This is a genomic window from Pseudomonas koreensis (assembly GCF_024169245.1).
GTDB classification, from domain to species: Bacteria; Pseudomonadota; Gammaproteobacteria; order Pseudomonadales; family Pseudomonadaceae; genus Aquipseudomonas; species Aquipseudomonas koreensis_F.
In genome coordinates, this window is sequence record NZ_JALJWP010000001.1 from 1,932,366 (window position 1) to 1,947,349 (window position 14,984).

Sequence of the window (14,984 nt, forward strand, 5' to 3'; positions counted from 1 at the left end):
TAGGGATTGCCAGCATTTTTTAAGCACACCGCAGATCGAATGTGGGAGCGAGCCTGCTCGCGAATGCGGTGTGTCAGTTAAAGATGATGTGGCTGACCCGACGCTTTCGCGAGCAGGCTCGCTCCCACAGGGATCCCCGGTTGACTCAAGCCGGATTGTCGATCTGCTCCAGCATCCACTTCACAAAATCCCGTACCTTCGGCACTTCCGCCGCGTGTTCGGGGTAGGCCAGGTAATAGGCATCGCTGCTGGGCATCGCATGCTGCCAGGGTATGACCAGTTTGCCCTCGGCCAATTCTTCTTCCACCAGAAACCGTGGCAGCAGCGCCACGCCACAACCGACCTGGGCGGCGCGGATGCACATATAGAAGGTTTCGAAACGCGGCCCGTGGTAGCTGTGTTCGGTGTGGTAGCCCTGGCTGTCGAACCAGTCGTGCCAGGCCTGCGGTCGCGAGGCATTTTGCAGCAGTACCAGATCGGTGAGTCGCGTCGGGTCGGTGAAAGGCGTGTCGGGCAGGCTGCCCGGGGCGCAGACCGGTACCAGTTCTTCGCCGAACAGTTTCAGGCACTCGGTGCCCGGTCGCGACGCCTGGCCGAAATAGAAGGCCAGATCGCTGCGCCCTTGCAACAGATCATCGGCTTCCTGTTCGTTGCACAGATCCAGATGAATCGCCGGATGACGCAGGCGCCAGCCTTTCAGGCGCGGCACCAGCCAGCGTGCACCGAAGGTTGAAGGGGTGGAGACGCGCAGGACTTCGGTCTCTCCGCCGTAGGAACGCAGGTAATGCGTCGACATCTCCACTTGAGTGAGGATTTTTCTGACCTCGACCAGATACAAATCTCCGGCCGGAGTCATCTGCAAGCGCCGACGCACGCGGCGGAACAGCAAGTGCTGCAACAGTTCTTCGAGCTGTGCGACCTGCTTGCTTACCGCACTTTGGGTCAGGTTCAGCTCTTCGGCGGCGCGGGTGAAACTCAGGTGCCGGGTCACCGCCTCGAAGCACTGCAGGGCGGTGATCGAGGGCAAGTGGCGTTTGTTCAGCATGGGCAGTCCTTTTTCTTGTCTTTCTGTACGCAGCATGAATAAACGGAATGATATCTGGCGTAAAGGTCGTTTGTTGCTTCGCCTTTGTGACGCTACAACTAAAGGCCTGCCCGGCCATGAATTAATGGCCGCACACATTCTGTTTTTGCTTGAGGAGAGACCGATGGTTGCCGCATTGCTTGATCGTCTGGGAGTCAACCCGGCCCTGTACCAGAACGGCAAAGTGCCGGTGCATTCGCCCATCGATGGCAGTCAGATTGCCTCGGTGAACTGGGAAGGCGCTGCCGAAGTCGAGCAGCACATCAGTCGCGCAGATCATGCATTCGAGCACTGGCGCAAGGTCCCGGCGCCGCGTCGTGGCGAACTGGTGCGTCAGTTCGGCGAAGTGTTGCGCGAATACAAGGCCGACCTCGGCGAGCTGGTGTCTTGGGAGGCCGGCAAGATCACGCAGGAAGGTCTGGGTGAAGTGCAGGAGATGATCGACATCTGCGACTTCGCCGTCGGCCTGTCGCGCCAGTTGTACGGTTTGACCATCGCTTCCGAACGCCCGGGCCACCACATGCGCGAAACCTGGCATCCGCTTGGCGTCGTCGGGGTGATCAGCGCGTTCAACTTCCCGGTCGCGGTGTGGGCGTGGAACACCACACTGGCGCTGGTTTGCGGCAACCCTGTGGTGTGGAAACCCTCGGAAAAAACCCCGCTGACGGCGCTGGCCTGTCAGGCGCTGTTCGACCGCGTGGTGAAGAACTTCAGCGATGCTCCGGCGAGCCTGTGTCAAGTCGTGATTGGCGGTCGTGATGCCGGCGAAGCGCTGGTCGATGATCCGCGTGTCGCGCTGATCAGCGCTACCGGCAGCACGCGCATGGGCCGCGAAGTGGCGCCGAAAGTCGCCGCGCGTTTTGCCCGCAGCATTCTCGAGCTGGGCGGCAACAACGCGATGATCCTCGGCCCGAGCGCCGATCTGGACATGGCGGTCCGTGCGATTCTGTTCAGCGCCGTGGGCACCGCCGGGCAACGCTGCACGACTCTGCGTCGCCTGATCGCTCATGAGTCGGTCAAGGAAGAAATCGTCACTCGCCTGAAGGCTGCCTATTCGAAAGTACGCATCGGCCATCCGCTGCAAGGCAATCTGGTCGGCCCGCTGATCGACAAACACAGCTTTGAAAACATGCAGGATGCGCTGGAGCAGGCACTCAGCGAAGGCGGCCGGGTGTTCGGCGGCAAGCGCCAATTGGAAGAGCAATTTCCCAACGCCTACTACGTGTCGCCGGCCATCGTGGAAATGCCCGAGCAGAGCGATGTGGTCTGCAGCGAAACCTTCGCGCCGATTCTGTATGTGGTCGGCTACAGCGATTTCGAGGAAGCGCTGCGCCTGAACAACGCCGTGCCGCAAGGCCTGTCGTCGTGCATCTTCACCACCGACGTGCGCGAGGCCGAGCGGTTCATGTCGGCGGTCGGCAGCGACTGCGGCATCGCCAACGTCAACATCGGCCCGAGTGGTGCGGAAATCGGCGGCGCCTTCGGTGGCGAGAAAGAGACCGGCGGCGGCCGTGAGTCCGGTTCCGATGCCTGGCGCGCGTACATGCGCCGGCAGACCAACACCGTCAACTACTCGCTGGAATTGCCGTTGGCGCAGGGCATCACTTTCGACTGACAGGTGGAGATCCCCTGTAGGAGTGAGCCTGCTCGCGATAGCAATCTGTCAGCCGGCATTGATGTTGAATGTGCCGACGTCATCGCGAGCAGGCTCACTCCTACATTGATTTGTGTGTTTGTTGGGTTTCTGTTGGAGTCTGGCAATGCCGTTACGCGAAGAATGTCTGTGGGAACAGCTCACGCCACAACGTCCGGATCATTCGGCGCTCAGGGGCGAGGTCAAGGTCGATGTCTGCGTGATCGGCGCCGGGTTCACCGGGTTGTCGGCGGCGCTGCATCTGTTGGAAAAGGGCAAAAGCGTCTGCGTGCTGGAGGCTCATCGCGCAGGGCACGGAGGTTCCGGGCGCAACGTCGGGCTGGTCAATGCCGGCATGTGGATTCCCCCGGATGAAATCGAAGCCGGGTTCGGCGAGGCGGTCGGCAGTCAGCTCAACCGCATGCTCGGGGCGGCGCCGGCGCTGGTGTTCAGCCTTGTGGACAAATACAACATCGATTGCCAGTTGCGCCGCGAAGGCACTTTGCACATGGCGCATAACGCCAAGGGCGAGGCGGATCTGCGCAGTCGCGAGCAGCAGTGGAAGCGCCGTGGCGCGCCGGTCGAACTGCTGACCGGCAAAGCCTGCGAGCAAGCCACCGGTACGCAGAAAATCGCCGCTGCGCTGCTTGATCGTCGTGCCGGTACGCTCAATCCGATGGCCTATGTGACCGGGTTGGCCAACGCCGTGCTGGGTCTCGGCGGGCAGATGTTCGATCATTCGCCGGTGACTCGCCTCGAGCACGTCGGGCCGAAGTGGTCGGTGCAGACCGCGCAGGGTTCGGTACTCGCCGAACAAGTGGTGATCGCCTCCAATGCCTACACCGAAGGCGACTGGACCGAACTCAAGCGCAATTTCTTTCCCGGTTATTACTACCAGGTCGCCTCGGTGCCGCTCAGCGAGGATGCCGCGCAGGAAATTCTTCCGGGCGGGCAGGGCTCGTGGGATACCCGCCAGGTGCTGAGCAGTATTCGCCGTGACAAGGATGGCCGCCTGCTGCTTGGCAGTCTCGGTAATGGCAATCAGAAACCGACCTGGTTTCTCAAGGCCTGGGCTGATCGAGTGCAGCAGCATTACTTCCCCAATCTGAAGCCGGTCGAGTGGGAATGCACCTGGACCGGGCGCATTGCGTTTACCCCCGATCACCTGATGCGCCTGTTCGAACCGGCGCCGGGACTGGTGGCCGTCACCGGTTATAACGGTCGCGGAGTCACCACCGGCACTGTGGTCGGCAAAGCCTTCGCCGATTACCTGTGCAACGGCGATGCGCAGGCGCTGCCGATTCCCTTCGCACCGATGCAGCCCCTGGCGGGAGTGGGCTTGCGCAGTTGCCTGTACGAGGCCGGGTTTTCGCTGTATCACGCGGGCCAGTGCCTGCGCATCGTCATTTGAGTGTTGAAATTTGTTGCCGGAAGCGGCGCTTTTGCAGCCAGCGACTAGCCTGTAATGGTGCGGGTTGTAGCAGTCCCGCACCAGCAGTGTGCAGTTCGGTGACGCGGGCTGTTACAGGCTGGTTGCACGTCGTTTGTGGCTGCGGTTGCAATGATGGCGCGTGCGGGTTGCGCCTGAAAAAACAAATGGTTTCACCTTCCGCGGTTTAGACGGTTGCACGCCCAATGAAAATGGGACCGAAACAGTCGAAATAACAACAATGCAGCGACTTTTTGAAGAATAAAAAACCGATGGCACGGGCCTTGCTCTGCGCTTTGAGTGAAGTGAAGTCGCAGTGCCAACTAAAAAAAACCTTGGAGCACCACCTCATGTCCCAGACGTTTTACAAGAAAGGCTTTCTGGCCCTCGCAGTGGCTACTGCGCTGGGTGTTTCTGCGTTTGCTCAAGCTGATATCAAGATCGGTGTAGCGGGTCCGATGACCGGTGCCAACGCGGCATTCGGCGAGCAGTACATGAAGGGTGCACAGGCGGCGGCCGATGCGGTCAACGCGGCGGGCGGCGTCAATGGGGAAAAAATCGTCCTGGTCAAAGGCGATGACGCCTGCGAACCGAAGCAGGCCGTGACGGTCGCCAAGGACCTCACCAACCAGAAAGTCGCCGGCGTGGTCGGGCACTTCTGCTCTTCGTCAACCATTCCAGCGTCGGAAATCTACGACGAAGCCGGGATCATCGCGATCACCCCGGGTTCGACCAACCCGCAGGTGACCGAGCGTGGCCTCAGCGCGATGTTCCGTATGTGCGGCCGTGACGACCAGCAAGGCATCGTCGCCGGCGACTACATCGTCGACATGCTCAAGGGCAAGAAAGTCGTGGTCCTGCACGACAAGGACACCTACGGCCAAGGCCTGGCGGACGCGACCAAGGCTCAGCTGGAAAAACGCGGCGTCAAGCCTGTGTTGTACGAAGGCCTGACCCGTGGCGAGAAAGACTTCAGCACCATCGTCACCAAGATCCGTGGCGCCGGCGCCGATGTCGTCTACTTCGGCGGCCTGCACCCGGAAGCCGGTCCGCTGGTTCGTCAGCTGCGTGAACAGGGTCTGAAAGACGTCAAGTTCATGTCCGACGATGGCATCGTTACCGACGAACTGGTGACCACCGCTGGCGGCCCGCAATTCACCGATGGCGTGCTGATGACCTTCGGCGCCGACCCGCGCCTGTTGCCGGAAAGCAAGACCGTAGTGGACGCCTTCCGCAAGGCCGGTACCGAGCCTGAGGGCTACACCCTGTACGCCTACGCCTCGGTTCAGACCCTGGCTGCCGCGTTCAACGGCGCGAAGAAAAACGACGGCGAAGCCGCTGCCAAGTGGCTGAAGGCCAACCCGGTGAAAACCGTGATGGGCGAGAAGACCTGGGATGCCAAAGGCGACCTGAAAGTCTCCGACTACGTGGTTTACCAGTGGGACAAGGACGGCAAATACCACCAGCTGGAAAAGCAGAAGTAAGGGCTGAAGCGATCAGTTAACCCACGATTTCCTGTGGGAGCGAGCTTGCTCGCGAATCCGGGGTGTCAGTCGCCATAAACGGTAGCTGATGCACCGCTTTCGCGAGCAAGCTCGCTCCCACAAGGGCCGGTTGGTTTTTCTGGACGCGCTCCGACATTGCTCCGACGTACATCTGTATTTTTCCTAGAAGAACCGCGCACCCTTGGCGCGCAGGTTCTCACTGCGTGAGATTGCGTTATGGATGGTATTTTCCTGCAGCAACTGGTCAATGGCCTGACCCTCGGGTCGGTCTATGGCCTGATCGCCATCGGCTACACAATGGTCTACGGCATCATCGGCATGATCAACTTCGCCCACGGCGAGGTTTACATGATTTCCGCTTACCTGGCGGCAATCAGTCTGGCTCTGCTGGCTTACTTCGGTATCGAATCCTTCCCGCTGCTGATGCTCGGCACGCTGATCTTCACCATCGTCGTCACGGCGGTGTATGGCTGGGTCATCGAGCGTGTTGCCTACAAACCCCTGCGCAACTCGACCCGCCTGGCGCCGCTGATCAGCGCCATCGGTATTTCGCTGATTCTGCAGAACTACGCACAGATCGCTCAGGGTGCCAAACAACAGGGCGTGCCTACCCTGCTGAGCGGTGCCTGGCGCGTTGAAGTTGGCAGCGGCTTCGTGCAACTGACCTACACCAAAGTCTTTATTCTGATTGCCGCGTTTGTCGGCATGGGGCTGCTGACCTACGTCATCAAATACACCAAGCTCGGCCGGATGTGCCGCGCGACCCAGCAAGACCGCAAGATGGCCTCGATCCTGGGGATCAACACCGACCGGGTGATTTCCTACGTGTTCATCATCGGTGCAGCCATGGCGGCACTCGCTGGCGTGCTGATCACCATGAATTACGGCACGTTCGACTTCTATGCCGGCTTCATCATCGGCATCAAGGCGTTCACCGCAGCGGTACTTGGCGGCATCGGCTCACTGCCCGGCGCGATGCTCGGCGGGATCATCCTCGGCATCTCCGAGTCGCTGTTCTCCGGTCTGGTCAACTCCGACTACAAAGACGTGTTCAGTTTCTCGCTGCTCGTCCTCGTACTGGTCTTCCGGCCGCAGGGCCTGTTGGGCCGTCCTCTTGTGTCGAAGGTGTAAGCGATGTCTGCAACCACTGAAAAATCCATCGATATCAAAAAAAGTCTAGTCGAGGCAATTCTTGCCGGCCTGATTGCCCTGATCGTGTTCGGGCCGATTGTCGGCGTGGTCCTCGACGGCTACAGCTTCAACCTCGAAGCAACCCGAGTGGCGTGGATCATTGCCATCGTCATGGCCGGTCGCTTTGCCCTCAGCCTGTTCCTGCAGACGCCCAAGGGCCTGAAGATTCTCGACGGGTTCGAGAGCAGCGGCTCCGGCGTGCACGTGCTGCCGGCGGACTACAAATCACGGCTGCGCTGGATCATTCCGTTGATCATTGTGCTGGCGATCATCGTGCCGTTTGTTTCCAACTCCTATCTGCTCGGCGTGGTCATCCTCGGTTTGATCTACGTGCTGCTGGGGCTGGGCTTGAACATTGTGGTCGGTCTGGCGGGGCTGCTCGATCTGGGTTACGTGGCGTTTTACGCCATCGGTGCCTACGGTCTGGCGCTGGGCTACCAGTATCTGGGGCTGGGCTTCTGGACCGTGCTGCCACTGGCGGCGATCACCGCAGGCCTGGCTGGCTGCATTCTCGGTTTCCCGGTGCTGCGTCTGCATGGTGACTATCTGGCGATCGTGACCCTGGGTTTCGGTGAAATCATTCGTCTGGTGCTGAACAACTGGCTGTCGCTGACTGGCGGGCCGAACGGCATGCCGGCACCGCTGCCGACGTTCTTCGGTCTGGAGTTCGGCAAGCGCGCGAAGGATGGCGGGGTGCCGTTTCACGAGTTCTTCGGCCTGACCTACAACCCGGACGTGAAGTATTACTTCATCTACGCGGTGCTGTTCCTGGTGGTGCTGGCGGTGCTGTACGTCAAGCATCGGCTGGTGAAAATGCCGGTCGGTCGCGCCTGGGAAGCCCTGCGTGAAGATGAAATCGCCTGCCGCTCGATGGGCCTCAACCACGTGCTGGTCAAGCTCTCGGCGTTCACCATCGGTGCGTCGACGGCGGGTCTGGCCGGGGTGTTCTTCGCCACTTATCAAGGCTTCGTCAACCCGACCTCGTTCACCTTCTTCGAATCGGCGCTGATCCTTGCCATCGTCGTGCTCGGCGGCATGGGCTCGACCATCGGCGTGGTCATCGCCGCATTCGTGCTCACCGTCGCCCCGGAACTGCTGCGCGGTTTCGCTGAGTATCGAGTGCTGCTGTTCGGCATCCTGATGGTGTTGATGATGATCTGGCGACCGCGCGGGCTGATCCGCATCAGCCGCACCGGGGTCAAACCACGCAAAGGTGCCATTCACTACGAGAGGACTGCGCCATGAGTGAAGTCGTACTCTCTGTGGAAAAACTGATGATGCATTTCGGTGGCATCAAGGCTTTGAGCGATGTCAGCCTGAAGGTCAAACGCAATTCGATCTTCGCCCTGATCGGCCCCAACGGCGCTGGCAAGACCACCGTGTTCAACTGCCTGACCGGTTTCTACAAGGCCACGGGCGGCAAGATCGAACTCAATGTGCGTGGCCAGCAGACCAACGTCATCCAGTTGCTGGGCGAGTCGTTCAAACCGACCGATTTCGTCTCGCCAAAATCCTTCCTCAGCCGCATGTACTACAAAATGTTCGGCGGTACTCACCTGGTGAACCGTGCAGGTCTAGCCCGTACGTTCCAGAACATTCGCCTGTTCAAGGAAATGTCGGTGCTGGAAAACCTGCTGGTCGCGCAGCACATGTGGGTCAACCGCAACATGCTCGCCGGTATTCTCAACACCAAGGGTTATCGCAAGGCGGAGAGCGAAGCGCTGGATGTCGCGTTCTACTGGCTCGAGGTGGTCGATCTGGTCGACTGCGCCAACCGGCTCGCCGGTGAACTGTCCTACGGCCAGCAACGGCGTCTGGAAATTGCCCGCGCCATGTGCACCCGGCCGCAGATCATCTGCCTCGACGAACCGGCCGCCGGCCTCAATCCTCAGGAAACCGAAGCGCTCAGCGCGATGATCCGGCTGCTGCGCGACGAGCACGATCTGACCGTGGTGCTGATCGAACACGACATGGGCATGGTCATGAGCATTTCCGATCACATCGTGGTTCTCGACCACGGCATCGTCATCGCCGAAGGCGGACCGGAAGCGATCCGCAACGATCCGAAAGTGATCGCAGCCTACCTGGGCGCCGACGAAGAGGAGCTGGTATGAGCCAACCGATCCTCGAATTGCGCAATCTGGACGTGTTCTACGGCCCGATCCAGGCGCTCAAAGGCGTTTCGCTGCAGATCAACGAAGGCGAGACCGTCAGCCTGATCGGCTCCAATGGCGCCGGCAAGTCGACCTTGCTGATGTCGATCTTCGGTCAGCCCAGAGCGGCAGGCGGGCAGATTCTTTATCAGGGCGTCGACATCACCCACAAGTCATCGCACTACATCGCCTCTAATGGCATCGCGCAGTCGCCGGAAGGGCGGCGAGTGTTCCCCGACATGACCGTCGAGGAGAACCTGCTGATGGGCACCATCCCGATTGGCGACAAGTACGCCAAAGAGGACATGCAGCGTATGTTCGAGCTGTTTCCACGGCTGGAAGAGCGGCGCAATCAGCGGGCGATGACCATGTCTGGCGGTGAACAGCAGATGCTCGCCATCGCCCGTGCGCTGATGAGCCGGCCGAAGCTGTTGCTGCTCGATGAACCGAGCCTGGGACTGGCGCCGATCGTGGTGAAGCAGATTTTCGCCACCCTGCGCGAACTGGCGAAAACCGGCATGACCATTTTCCTCGTCGAGCAAAACGCCAACCATGCGCTGAAGCTGTCGGACCGGGCGTATGTGATGGTGAACGGCGAGATCCGTCTGACTGGCACAGGTAAAGAGTTGTTGGTGAATGAGGAGGTGCGTAACGCTTATTTGGGCGGGCACTGAATCTTCGCGCGGTTATACACAGCCCCGGCGACGAGAGTCCCGGGGTTTTTTTATCCCTCCAATTCACCACCTCCCTGTGTAGGAGCTGCCGAAGGCTGCGATCCTTTGATCTTGAAAAACAAAATCACAAGATCGCAGCCTTCGGCAGCTCCTACATGGAATCAAGGCATGACATCAAGCGGAATTGAGAATTGTGGAAAACAAATTCCCCAAGCTGCCAAAGCGCGACATATAGACGCTGCAAATGGCTGTTTTTCCACAGTTTTGACTTGTCCCCGGTTACTGTGGAGCTGGCTGTGAATAACGTGGGTGTATATGGTTGCAGCCCTTGTAATACGTGGCTTTCAAGCTTGTGGTTGTTTTTTGATCAGGCGATCTAAAGCAAGCGCGAGGTGCCATTGTCAACCTTTTTATAACGTAAACACGACGCATGATTTTGTGTGTCACATCCTGTGGATAAGTCTGTGACTAAACTCTGGAAAGACCCCGCTGAGCGGCGTGATTGCTGGCCTCGCGCGATCACGCCGGTGAACCGTCCGTCGTGCAAAATGCCCTGTCCCGCACATTCATGACTTCATGGTCAAGCAAAAAACTTTCCATTTCGCCCGCAAAGCCTTGTGTGGCGCGGCTTTGCCCGTTTGCACTTGCCCCCGGAAACTGTGGAGCAGACTGTGGATAACGTGCGTGCACATGGCTACAAGCCACGGTGGCTATGGTGTCGGTGCGGTTGGTTGTTTTATGTACAGCTTGTAGGTGTTGCCCGTGAAAGCGAGGGCGGGCATGCTGCCTGCTGATTTTCTATTCCAAGGGCTGCCGTGGCGGCCGAAGCAAGGAGAACACGATGTCCAACACCCTGTTTATCACCGGCGCGACGTCCGGGTTTGGTGAAGCCTGTGCCCGTCGTTTCGCCGAGGCTGGCTGGAAGCTGGTGCTGACCGGCCGTCGTGAAGAACGCCTCAATGCCCTCTGCGGCGAGCTGTCGAAGCAGACCGAAGTGCACGGTCTGGTCCTCGATGTGCGTGATCGCAAAGCGATGGAAGAGGCGATCGCCAACCTGCCGCCGTCCTTCGCCAAACTCCGTGGCCTGATCAACAACGCCGGCCTGGCGCTCGGCGTCGATCCGGCGCCCAAGTGCGATCTGGATGACTGGGACACCATGGTCGACACCAACGTCAAAGGCCTGATGTACGCCACCCGCCTGCTGCTGCCACGGCTGATCGCCCATGGCCGTGGTGCCGGTATCGTCAACCTTGGTTCCATCGCCGGCAACTACCCGTACCCGGGCAGCCACGTGTACGGCGCAACCAAAGCCTTCGTCAAACAGTTCTCGCTGAACCTGCGTTGCGACCTGCAGGGCACTGGTGTGCGGGTCAGCAACATCGAGCCGGGCCTGTGCGAAAGCGAGTTCTCGCTGGTGCGGTTTGCCGGGGATCAGGAACGCTACAACGCCACTTACGCAGGCGCCGAGCCGATCCAGCCGCAGGACATCGCCGAAACGATTTTCTGGGTGATGAACACCCCGGCGCACATCAACATCAACAGCCTGGAGCTGATGCCGGTGAGCCAGACCTGGGCCGGGTTTGCCATCGAGCGTGACAAGGCTTGATACGCCACTGAACCCTTCGCGAGCAAGCTCGCTCCCACATAAGGCTGCGATCAAGTGTGGGAGCGAGCTTGCTCGCGAAGGGGCCATAACAGGCAATGAATCCCGATAAGGTAAACTCCCCTCGCAACAACCCAACCGCACCCCGCGGTTTTCAAGGTGTTTCGAGGAGTTCAAGTGAGTAACCGAGGTGAGCAGGCACTGCTCAAACAATCGACGCTGCTGATGCTGGCGGTGTCGATTGCCGGGATCGTCACCGGTTTTGTTTCAGGTTCGCAATCCATCCTGTTCGATGGTTTTTTCTCGCTGATCGCAACGTTTATCAAAATCCTGATGCTGATCACCGCCCGGTTGATCGCCAAGCAAAGCAATCAGCGTTTCCAGTTCGGCTTCTGGCATCTGGAGCCGATGGTGTTGCTCATCGAAGGCAGCTTCCTGCTGCTGATTGCGATCTACGCGTTTCTCAACGGCGTGTTCGGCATCATCAACGGTGGTCGAGATATCGAGTTGGGTCTGGTGATCGTCTACGCGGCGGTGTTCACCGTCGTCGAGTTCGCTTATTTCTTCTACGTGCGCCGGCGTAATCGCAAGCTCAGATCCAGCCTGATCCAGTTCGACAACATCAGTTGGCTGGTCGACGCGATGCTCTCGGTGGGCTTGTTGATCAGTTTCCTCGCCGCGCTGCTGCTCAAGTCTCAGGGCTATGGCGAGTGGGCGGTGTATGTCGACCCGCTGATCCTCATCGTGCTGGCGCTGACCATGCTGCCGCCGGCGTTCAAGATCCTCGGCCCGGCATTGCGCGATGTGCTGGGTATTGCCCCGGACACGCTGGATGAGCAGGTACGGCAGGTGATGGAGGTGGCGAAGGTCGAACATGGTTTCGACGATTACGTGACCTACGTGCAAAAGCACGGTCGGGCGCGGTTCATCGAAATTCATGTGGTGTTGCCGGCGGATTATCCGCTGCGCAATGTCGCACAGCTGGATGCGTTGCGTGAGCAGATTTCCGCGCAATTGGGCGAGCCGGATGCGGCGCGGTGGCTGACCATCAGCTTCACCGGGGACAAGAAGTGGATTGCCTGATCACCGCGTAACGGCTATTCGCGAGCAGGCTCGCTCCCACAATTTGAAATGCGTTCCCCTGTAGGAGTGAGCCTGCTCGCGATAGCTGTTTGTGTATCAACGAAGGTATTCAGCCAGTCCGCTATAGCAAGTCGCCAAATGATAAGGCGTGGTCGAAGGCATGTCCTTGCGACTGACTTCACCGTTTCCATCCCGGCATTCATGCCAGCCCCCGGCGTGCAGAAACCGCTGCTGCAGCGCTTGCAACTGGCGCAGCACCACCGCTTCGCTGTCCGCCCGCAGCGTCAGGGCACGCAGATATTCAGCCTGAGCCCAGATGCGCTGGGTCGAATCCCTTGGTCGGCCATTGCTTTCCAGATCAAGCATCGCCCGTACCGCGCCGCATGATTCCAGCACGCCATATTGTTCGGTAAAGACAAACGCCCGATCCAATGCCCGATGCAGTTTCGAATCGCGCAACAGCGGCGACGATTCGAGCAGGAAATACCATTCGAACTGATGCCCGGGCTCGTACCAGTTATCCACAGCACCCAGTGGCTTCTCCATCAACACACCATGCTGCGGATCGACGAATTGCTTGTGCATGGCTGTGCATAACTCAAGCAGGGCTTGCTGTGTCTGCGGATCTTCGCGCACCGCAAGGGTGGCCAGAAAGGCTTCAGCCAAATGCATCAGCGGGTTTTGCAACGGGCCGGTCTGCAAGGTGATCCAGTCACGTTCAAGGCAGGCTTCGTACAAGCCGTCACCGGTGGCGAAACGGCGGCCGATGATTTCCAGCGCGGCGTTCAAGGTCGACTCCGCCAGGGAATCGCCGGACTTGTTCCAGTAATGCGCGCAGGCAAACAGGATGAAGGCGTGAGTGTAGAGATCCTTGCGCTGATCCAGCGGCTTGCCCTGTGCATCGATGCTGTAAAACCAGCCGCCATGCTCGGCATCATGGAAATGCCGTTGCAGGGAACGAAACAGCGCCGCCGCACGGACGTCGGCGTTATCCACAACCCCGATCAGACTGGAAAACAGATACAGCTGCCGTGCGCAGGCCATCGCCCGATAGCGCTGCACTGGCAACGGCTGGTGTGTAGCGTCCAGCGCCTCATAGGGCAACGCCATGTCGGCGTTCCAGCCCGGGCCTTGCCACAGCGGCACGATGACATGCAGAAAATGCTTCTGCACCTCGGCAAACAGGGCGGTCAATTCGGGCAGGGCGGTGGAGCGGGAAGCGTGGGGCATGGGCGGATGTCGTCACGGGCTGGGGCGATTGCGCGACATGGTAGCAGAGAGCACTGCTTGAGAGATGCGGTGTCTGTCAGGCCGTCTTCGCGAGCAGGCTCGCTCCCACAGTGGATTTTGCAGCGTACATAAAACCTGTGGGAGCGAGCTTGCTCGTGAAGAGACCAGTGCAGTCGCTAAACAATCATCCTGCCAACAACCAAACCCCAGTCGCCGCCGAAGCCGCACCCGCCAGTCGCACAAGCGGTGCCGCTGCCTGCGGAAGAACTCGCACCACGCCATAACCGAGCGCATGCAAAACCGCTGTCGCCGCGACAAACCCGGCCGCATACGCCCACGGGCTGCTCATTTCCGGCAACTCCAGCCCATGCGCCACGCCATGGAACAGCGCAAACAGAGCCGTCGCTGCCACCGCCATCACCAGCGGCGGACGTACCGCCAGTGCCACGGCCAGGCCCAGTGCCAATACCGACGCGGCAATCCCGCTTTCCAGCGCCGGCAATTCAAGCCCTTCAAATCCGAGCAGACCGCCCAGCAACATGGTGCCGACAAAGGTGCACGGCAGCGCCCAGCGCGCCGCGCCTTGTTGCTGCGCCGCCCATAAGCCGACGGCGAGCATTGCCAGCAAATGGTCGAGACCGCCGATCGGGTGGCTGATACCGGCGACGAGGCCACTGTCGCCATGGCCTGGGTGAGCAAAGGCCAGCGCTGGCGTCAGCAGTAGCGCTAGAGCGCCAAGAATGCGTTTGAGTGTCATGGATAAGCTTCCTTGTTGATAAGTGAGTCAGGCGGCGGTCAGCAAGCCTTGGCGCTCGATGAAGGCGATGATTTCTTCAAGGCCCTGACCGGTTTTCTGGTTGCTGAACACGAACGGCTTGCCGTTGCGCATGCGTTTGGTATCGCTGTCCATCATTTCCAGCGAGGCGCCCACCAGCGGCGCCAGGTCGATCTTGTTGATCACCAGCAGGTCGGACTTGCAGATACCCGGGCCGCCCTTGCGCGGCAGCTTGTCGCCGGCGGAAACGTCGATCACGTAGATGGTCAGGTCGGACAGCTCGGGGCTGAAGGTCGCCGAGAGGTTATCGCCGCCGGACTCGACCAGAATCAGATCCAGCCCCGGAAAGCGTCGGTTCAGTTGGTCGACCGCTTCAAGGTTGATCGAAGCGTCTTCGCGGATCGCCGTGTGCGGGCAACCGCCGGTTTCCACGCCGATGATCCGCTCTGGCGCGAGGGCCTCGTTGCGCACCAGAAAGTCGGCGTCTTCGCGGGTGTAGATATCATTGGTGACCACGGCCAGGTTGTAGCGCTCGCGCAGGGCCAGGCACAGGGCCAAAGTCAGCGCAGTTTTGCCGGAACCGACCGGGCCGCCGATGCCGACGCGCAGAGGTTGTGTTTGCAT

General features: G+C 59.9%; 13 protein-coding genes. 9 read left to right on the plus strand and 4 right to left on the minus strand.

Annotated features, from left to right (window positions below; all coding sequences use genetic code 11):
• Positions 1 to 145: 145 nt before the first annotated feature.
• Entirely contained in the window at positions 146 to 1,045 is a 900-nt protein-coding gene (locus tag J2Y90_RS08740) for a LysR family transcriptional regulator (RefSeq protein ID WP_253498561.1), read from the minus strand.
• Between the two features lie 163 nt (positions 1,046 to 1,208).
• Between J2Y90_RS08740 and amaB the strand changes: the two genes are divergently transcribed.
• The 9 genes from amaB (at position 1,209) to J2Y90_RS08785 (ending at position 12,355) form a co-directional block, all read left to right on the plus strand.
• A complete protein-coding gene (gene amaB / locus J2Y90_RS08745; RefSeq protein WP_301291629.1) occupies positions 1,209 to 2,699 on the plus strand; it encodes an L-piperidine-6-carboxylate dehydrogenase in 1,491 nt (496 codons plus the stop codon).
• Between the two features lie 145 nt (positions 2,700 to 2,844).
• Entirely contained in the window at positions 2,845 to 4,128 is a 1,284-nt protein-coding gene (gene amaA / locus J2Y90_RS08750; protein ID WP_253498567.1) for an L-pipecolate oxidase, read from the plus strand.
• A 368-nt stretch (positions 4,129 to 4,496) separates the two neighbouring features.
• Positions 4,497 to 5,630, plus strand: coding sequence for an ABC transporter substrate-binding protein (locus J2Y90_RS08755; RefSeq protein WP_041480713.1), 1,134 nt, complete (start codon positions 4,497 to 4,499; stop codon positions 5,628 to 5,630).
• Between the two features lie 237 nt (positions 5,631 to 5,867).
• A complete protein-coding gene (locus J2Y90_RS08760; RefSeq protein ID WP_253498570.1) occupies positions 5,868 to 6,782 on the plus strand; it encodes an ABC transporter permease subunit in 915 nt (304 codons plus the stop codon).
• A gap of 3 nt (positions 6,783 to 6,785) precedes the next feature.
• On the plus strand, positions 6,786 to 8,087 hold the full coding sequence (gene livM / locus J2Y90_RS08765; protein WP_016771917.1) for a high-affinity branched-chain amino acid ABC transporter permease LivM: 1,302 nt from the start codon (positions 6,786 to 6,788) through the stop codon (positions 8,085 to 8,087).
• Positions 8,084 to 8,956 (plus strand): ABC transporter ATP-binding protein, encoded by an 873-nt coding sequence (locus J2Y90_RS08770; protein ID WP_253498573.1) that lies wholly within the window; start codon positions 8,084 to 8,086, stop codon positions 8,954 to 8,956. Before livM ends, J2Y90_RS08770 begins: the two co-directional genes overlap by 4 nt.
• Positions 8,953 to 9,669: an ABC transporter ATP-binding protein gene (locus J2Y90_RS08775; protein WP_076565449.1), complete on the plus strand. Its 717-nt coding sequence runs from the start codon at positions 8,953 to 8,955 to the stop codon at positions 9,667 to 9,669. Before J2Y90_RS08770 ends, J2Y90_RS08775 begins: the two co-directional genes overlap by 4 nt.
• Before the next feature lie 841 nt (positions 9,670 to 10,510).
• Positions 10,511 to 11,275, plus strand: a complete 765-nt coding sequence (locus J2Y90_RS08780; RefSeq protein WP_253498576.1) for an SDR family oxidoreductase — start codon at positions 10,511 to 10,513, stop codon at positions 11,273 to 11,275.
• Between the two features lie 174 nt (positions 11,276 to 11,449).
• Positions 11,450 to 12,355, plus strand: a complete 906-nt coding sequence (locus tag J2Y90_RS08785) for a cation diffusion facilitator family transporter (protein WP_253498579.1) — start codon at positions 11,450 to 11,452, stop codon at positions 12,353 to 12,355.
• Between the two features lie 96 nt (positions 12,356 to 12,451).
• Here J2Y90_RS08785 and J2Y90_RS08790 read toward each other — a convergent pair whose 3' ends face one another.
• From J2Y90_RS08790 to ureG, 3 genes are all read right to left on the minus strand, one after another.
• The gene (locus tag J2Y90_RS08790) at positions 12,452 to 13,585 is read right to left on the minus strand and encodes an AGE family epimerase/isomerase (protein WP_253498582.1); all 1,134 of its coding nucleotides are present in this window, start codon (positions 13,583 to 13,585) and stop codon (positions 12,452 to 12,454) included.
• A 184-nt stretch (positions 13,586 to 13,769) separates the two neighbouring features.
• On the minus strand, positions 13,770 to 14,342 hold the full coding sequence (locus J2Y90_RS08795) for a HupE/UreJ family protein (protein ID WP_123443929.1): 573 nt from the start codon (positions 14,340 to 14,342) through the stop codon (positions 13,770 to 13,772).
• Between the two features lie 27 nt (positions 14,343 to 14,369).
• Complete coding sequence (gene ureG / locus J2Y90_RS08800; RefSeq protein WP_064363057.1) at positions 14,370 to 14,984, minus strand: urease accessory protein UreG; 615 nt, start codon at positions 14,982 to 14,984, stop codon at positions 14,370 to 14,372.

Bases quoted from the DNA above. Each gene is read 5' to 3' on its own strand.
- J2Y90_RS08740 (WP_253498561.1), bottom strand. From the start codon at position 1,045: ATGCTGAACAAACGCCACTTGCCCTCGATCACCGCCCTGCAGTGCTTC.
- amaB (WP_301291629.1), top strand. From the start codon at position 1,209: ATGGTTGCCGCATTGCTTGATCGTCTGGGAGTCAACCCGGCCCTGTAC.
- amaA (WP_253498567.1), top strand. From the start codon at position 2,845: ATGCCGTTACGCGAAGAATGTCTGTGGGAACAGCTCACGCCACAACGT.
- J2Y90_RS08755 (WP_041480713.1), top strand. From the start codon at position 4,497: ATGTCCCAGACGTTTTACAAGAAAGGCTTTCTGGCCCTCGCAGTGGCT.
- J2Y90_RS08760 (WP_253498570.1), top strand. From the start codon at position 5,868: ATGGATGGTATTTTCCTGCAGCAACTGGTCAATGGCCTGACCCTCGGG.
- livM (WP_016771917.1), top strand. From the start codon at position 6,786: ATGTCTGCAACCACTGAAAAATCCATCGATATCAAAAAAAGTCTAGTC.
- J2Y90_RS08770 (WP_253498573.1), top strand. From the start codon at position 8,084: ATGAGTGAAGTCGTACTCTCTGTGGAAAAACTGATGATGCATTTCGGT.
- J2Y90_RS08775 (WP_076565449.1), top strand. From the start codon at position 8,953: ATGAGCCAACCGATCCTCGAATTGCGCAATCTGGACGTGTTCTACGGC.
- J2Y90_RS08780 (WP_253498576.1), top strand. From the start codon at position 10,511: ATGTCCAACACCCTGTTTATCACCGGCGCGACGTCCGGGTTTGGTGAA.
- J2Y90_RS08790 (WP_253498582.1), bottom strand. From the start codon at position 13,585: ATGCCCCACGCTTCCCGCTCCACCGCCCTGCCCGAATTGACCGCCCTG.
- J2Y90_RS08795 (WP_123443929.1), bottom strand. From the start codon at position 14,342: ATGACACTCAAACGCATTCTTGGCGCTCTAGCGCTACTGCTGACGCCA.
- ureG (WP_064363057.1), bottom strand. From the start codon at position 14,984: ATGCAAACACAACCTCTGCGCGTCGGCATCGGCGGCCCGGTCGGTTCC.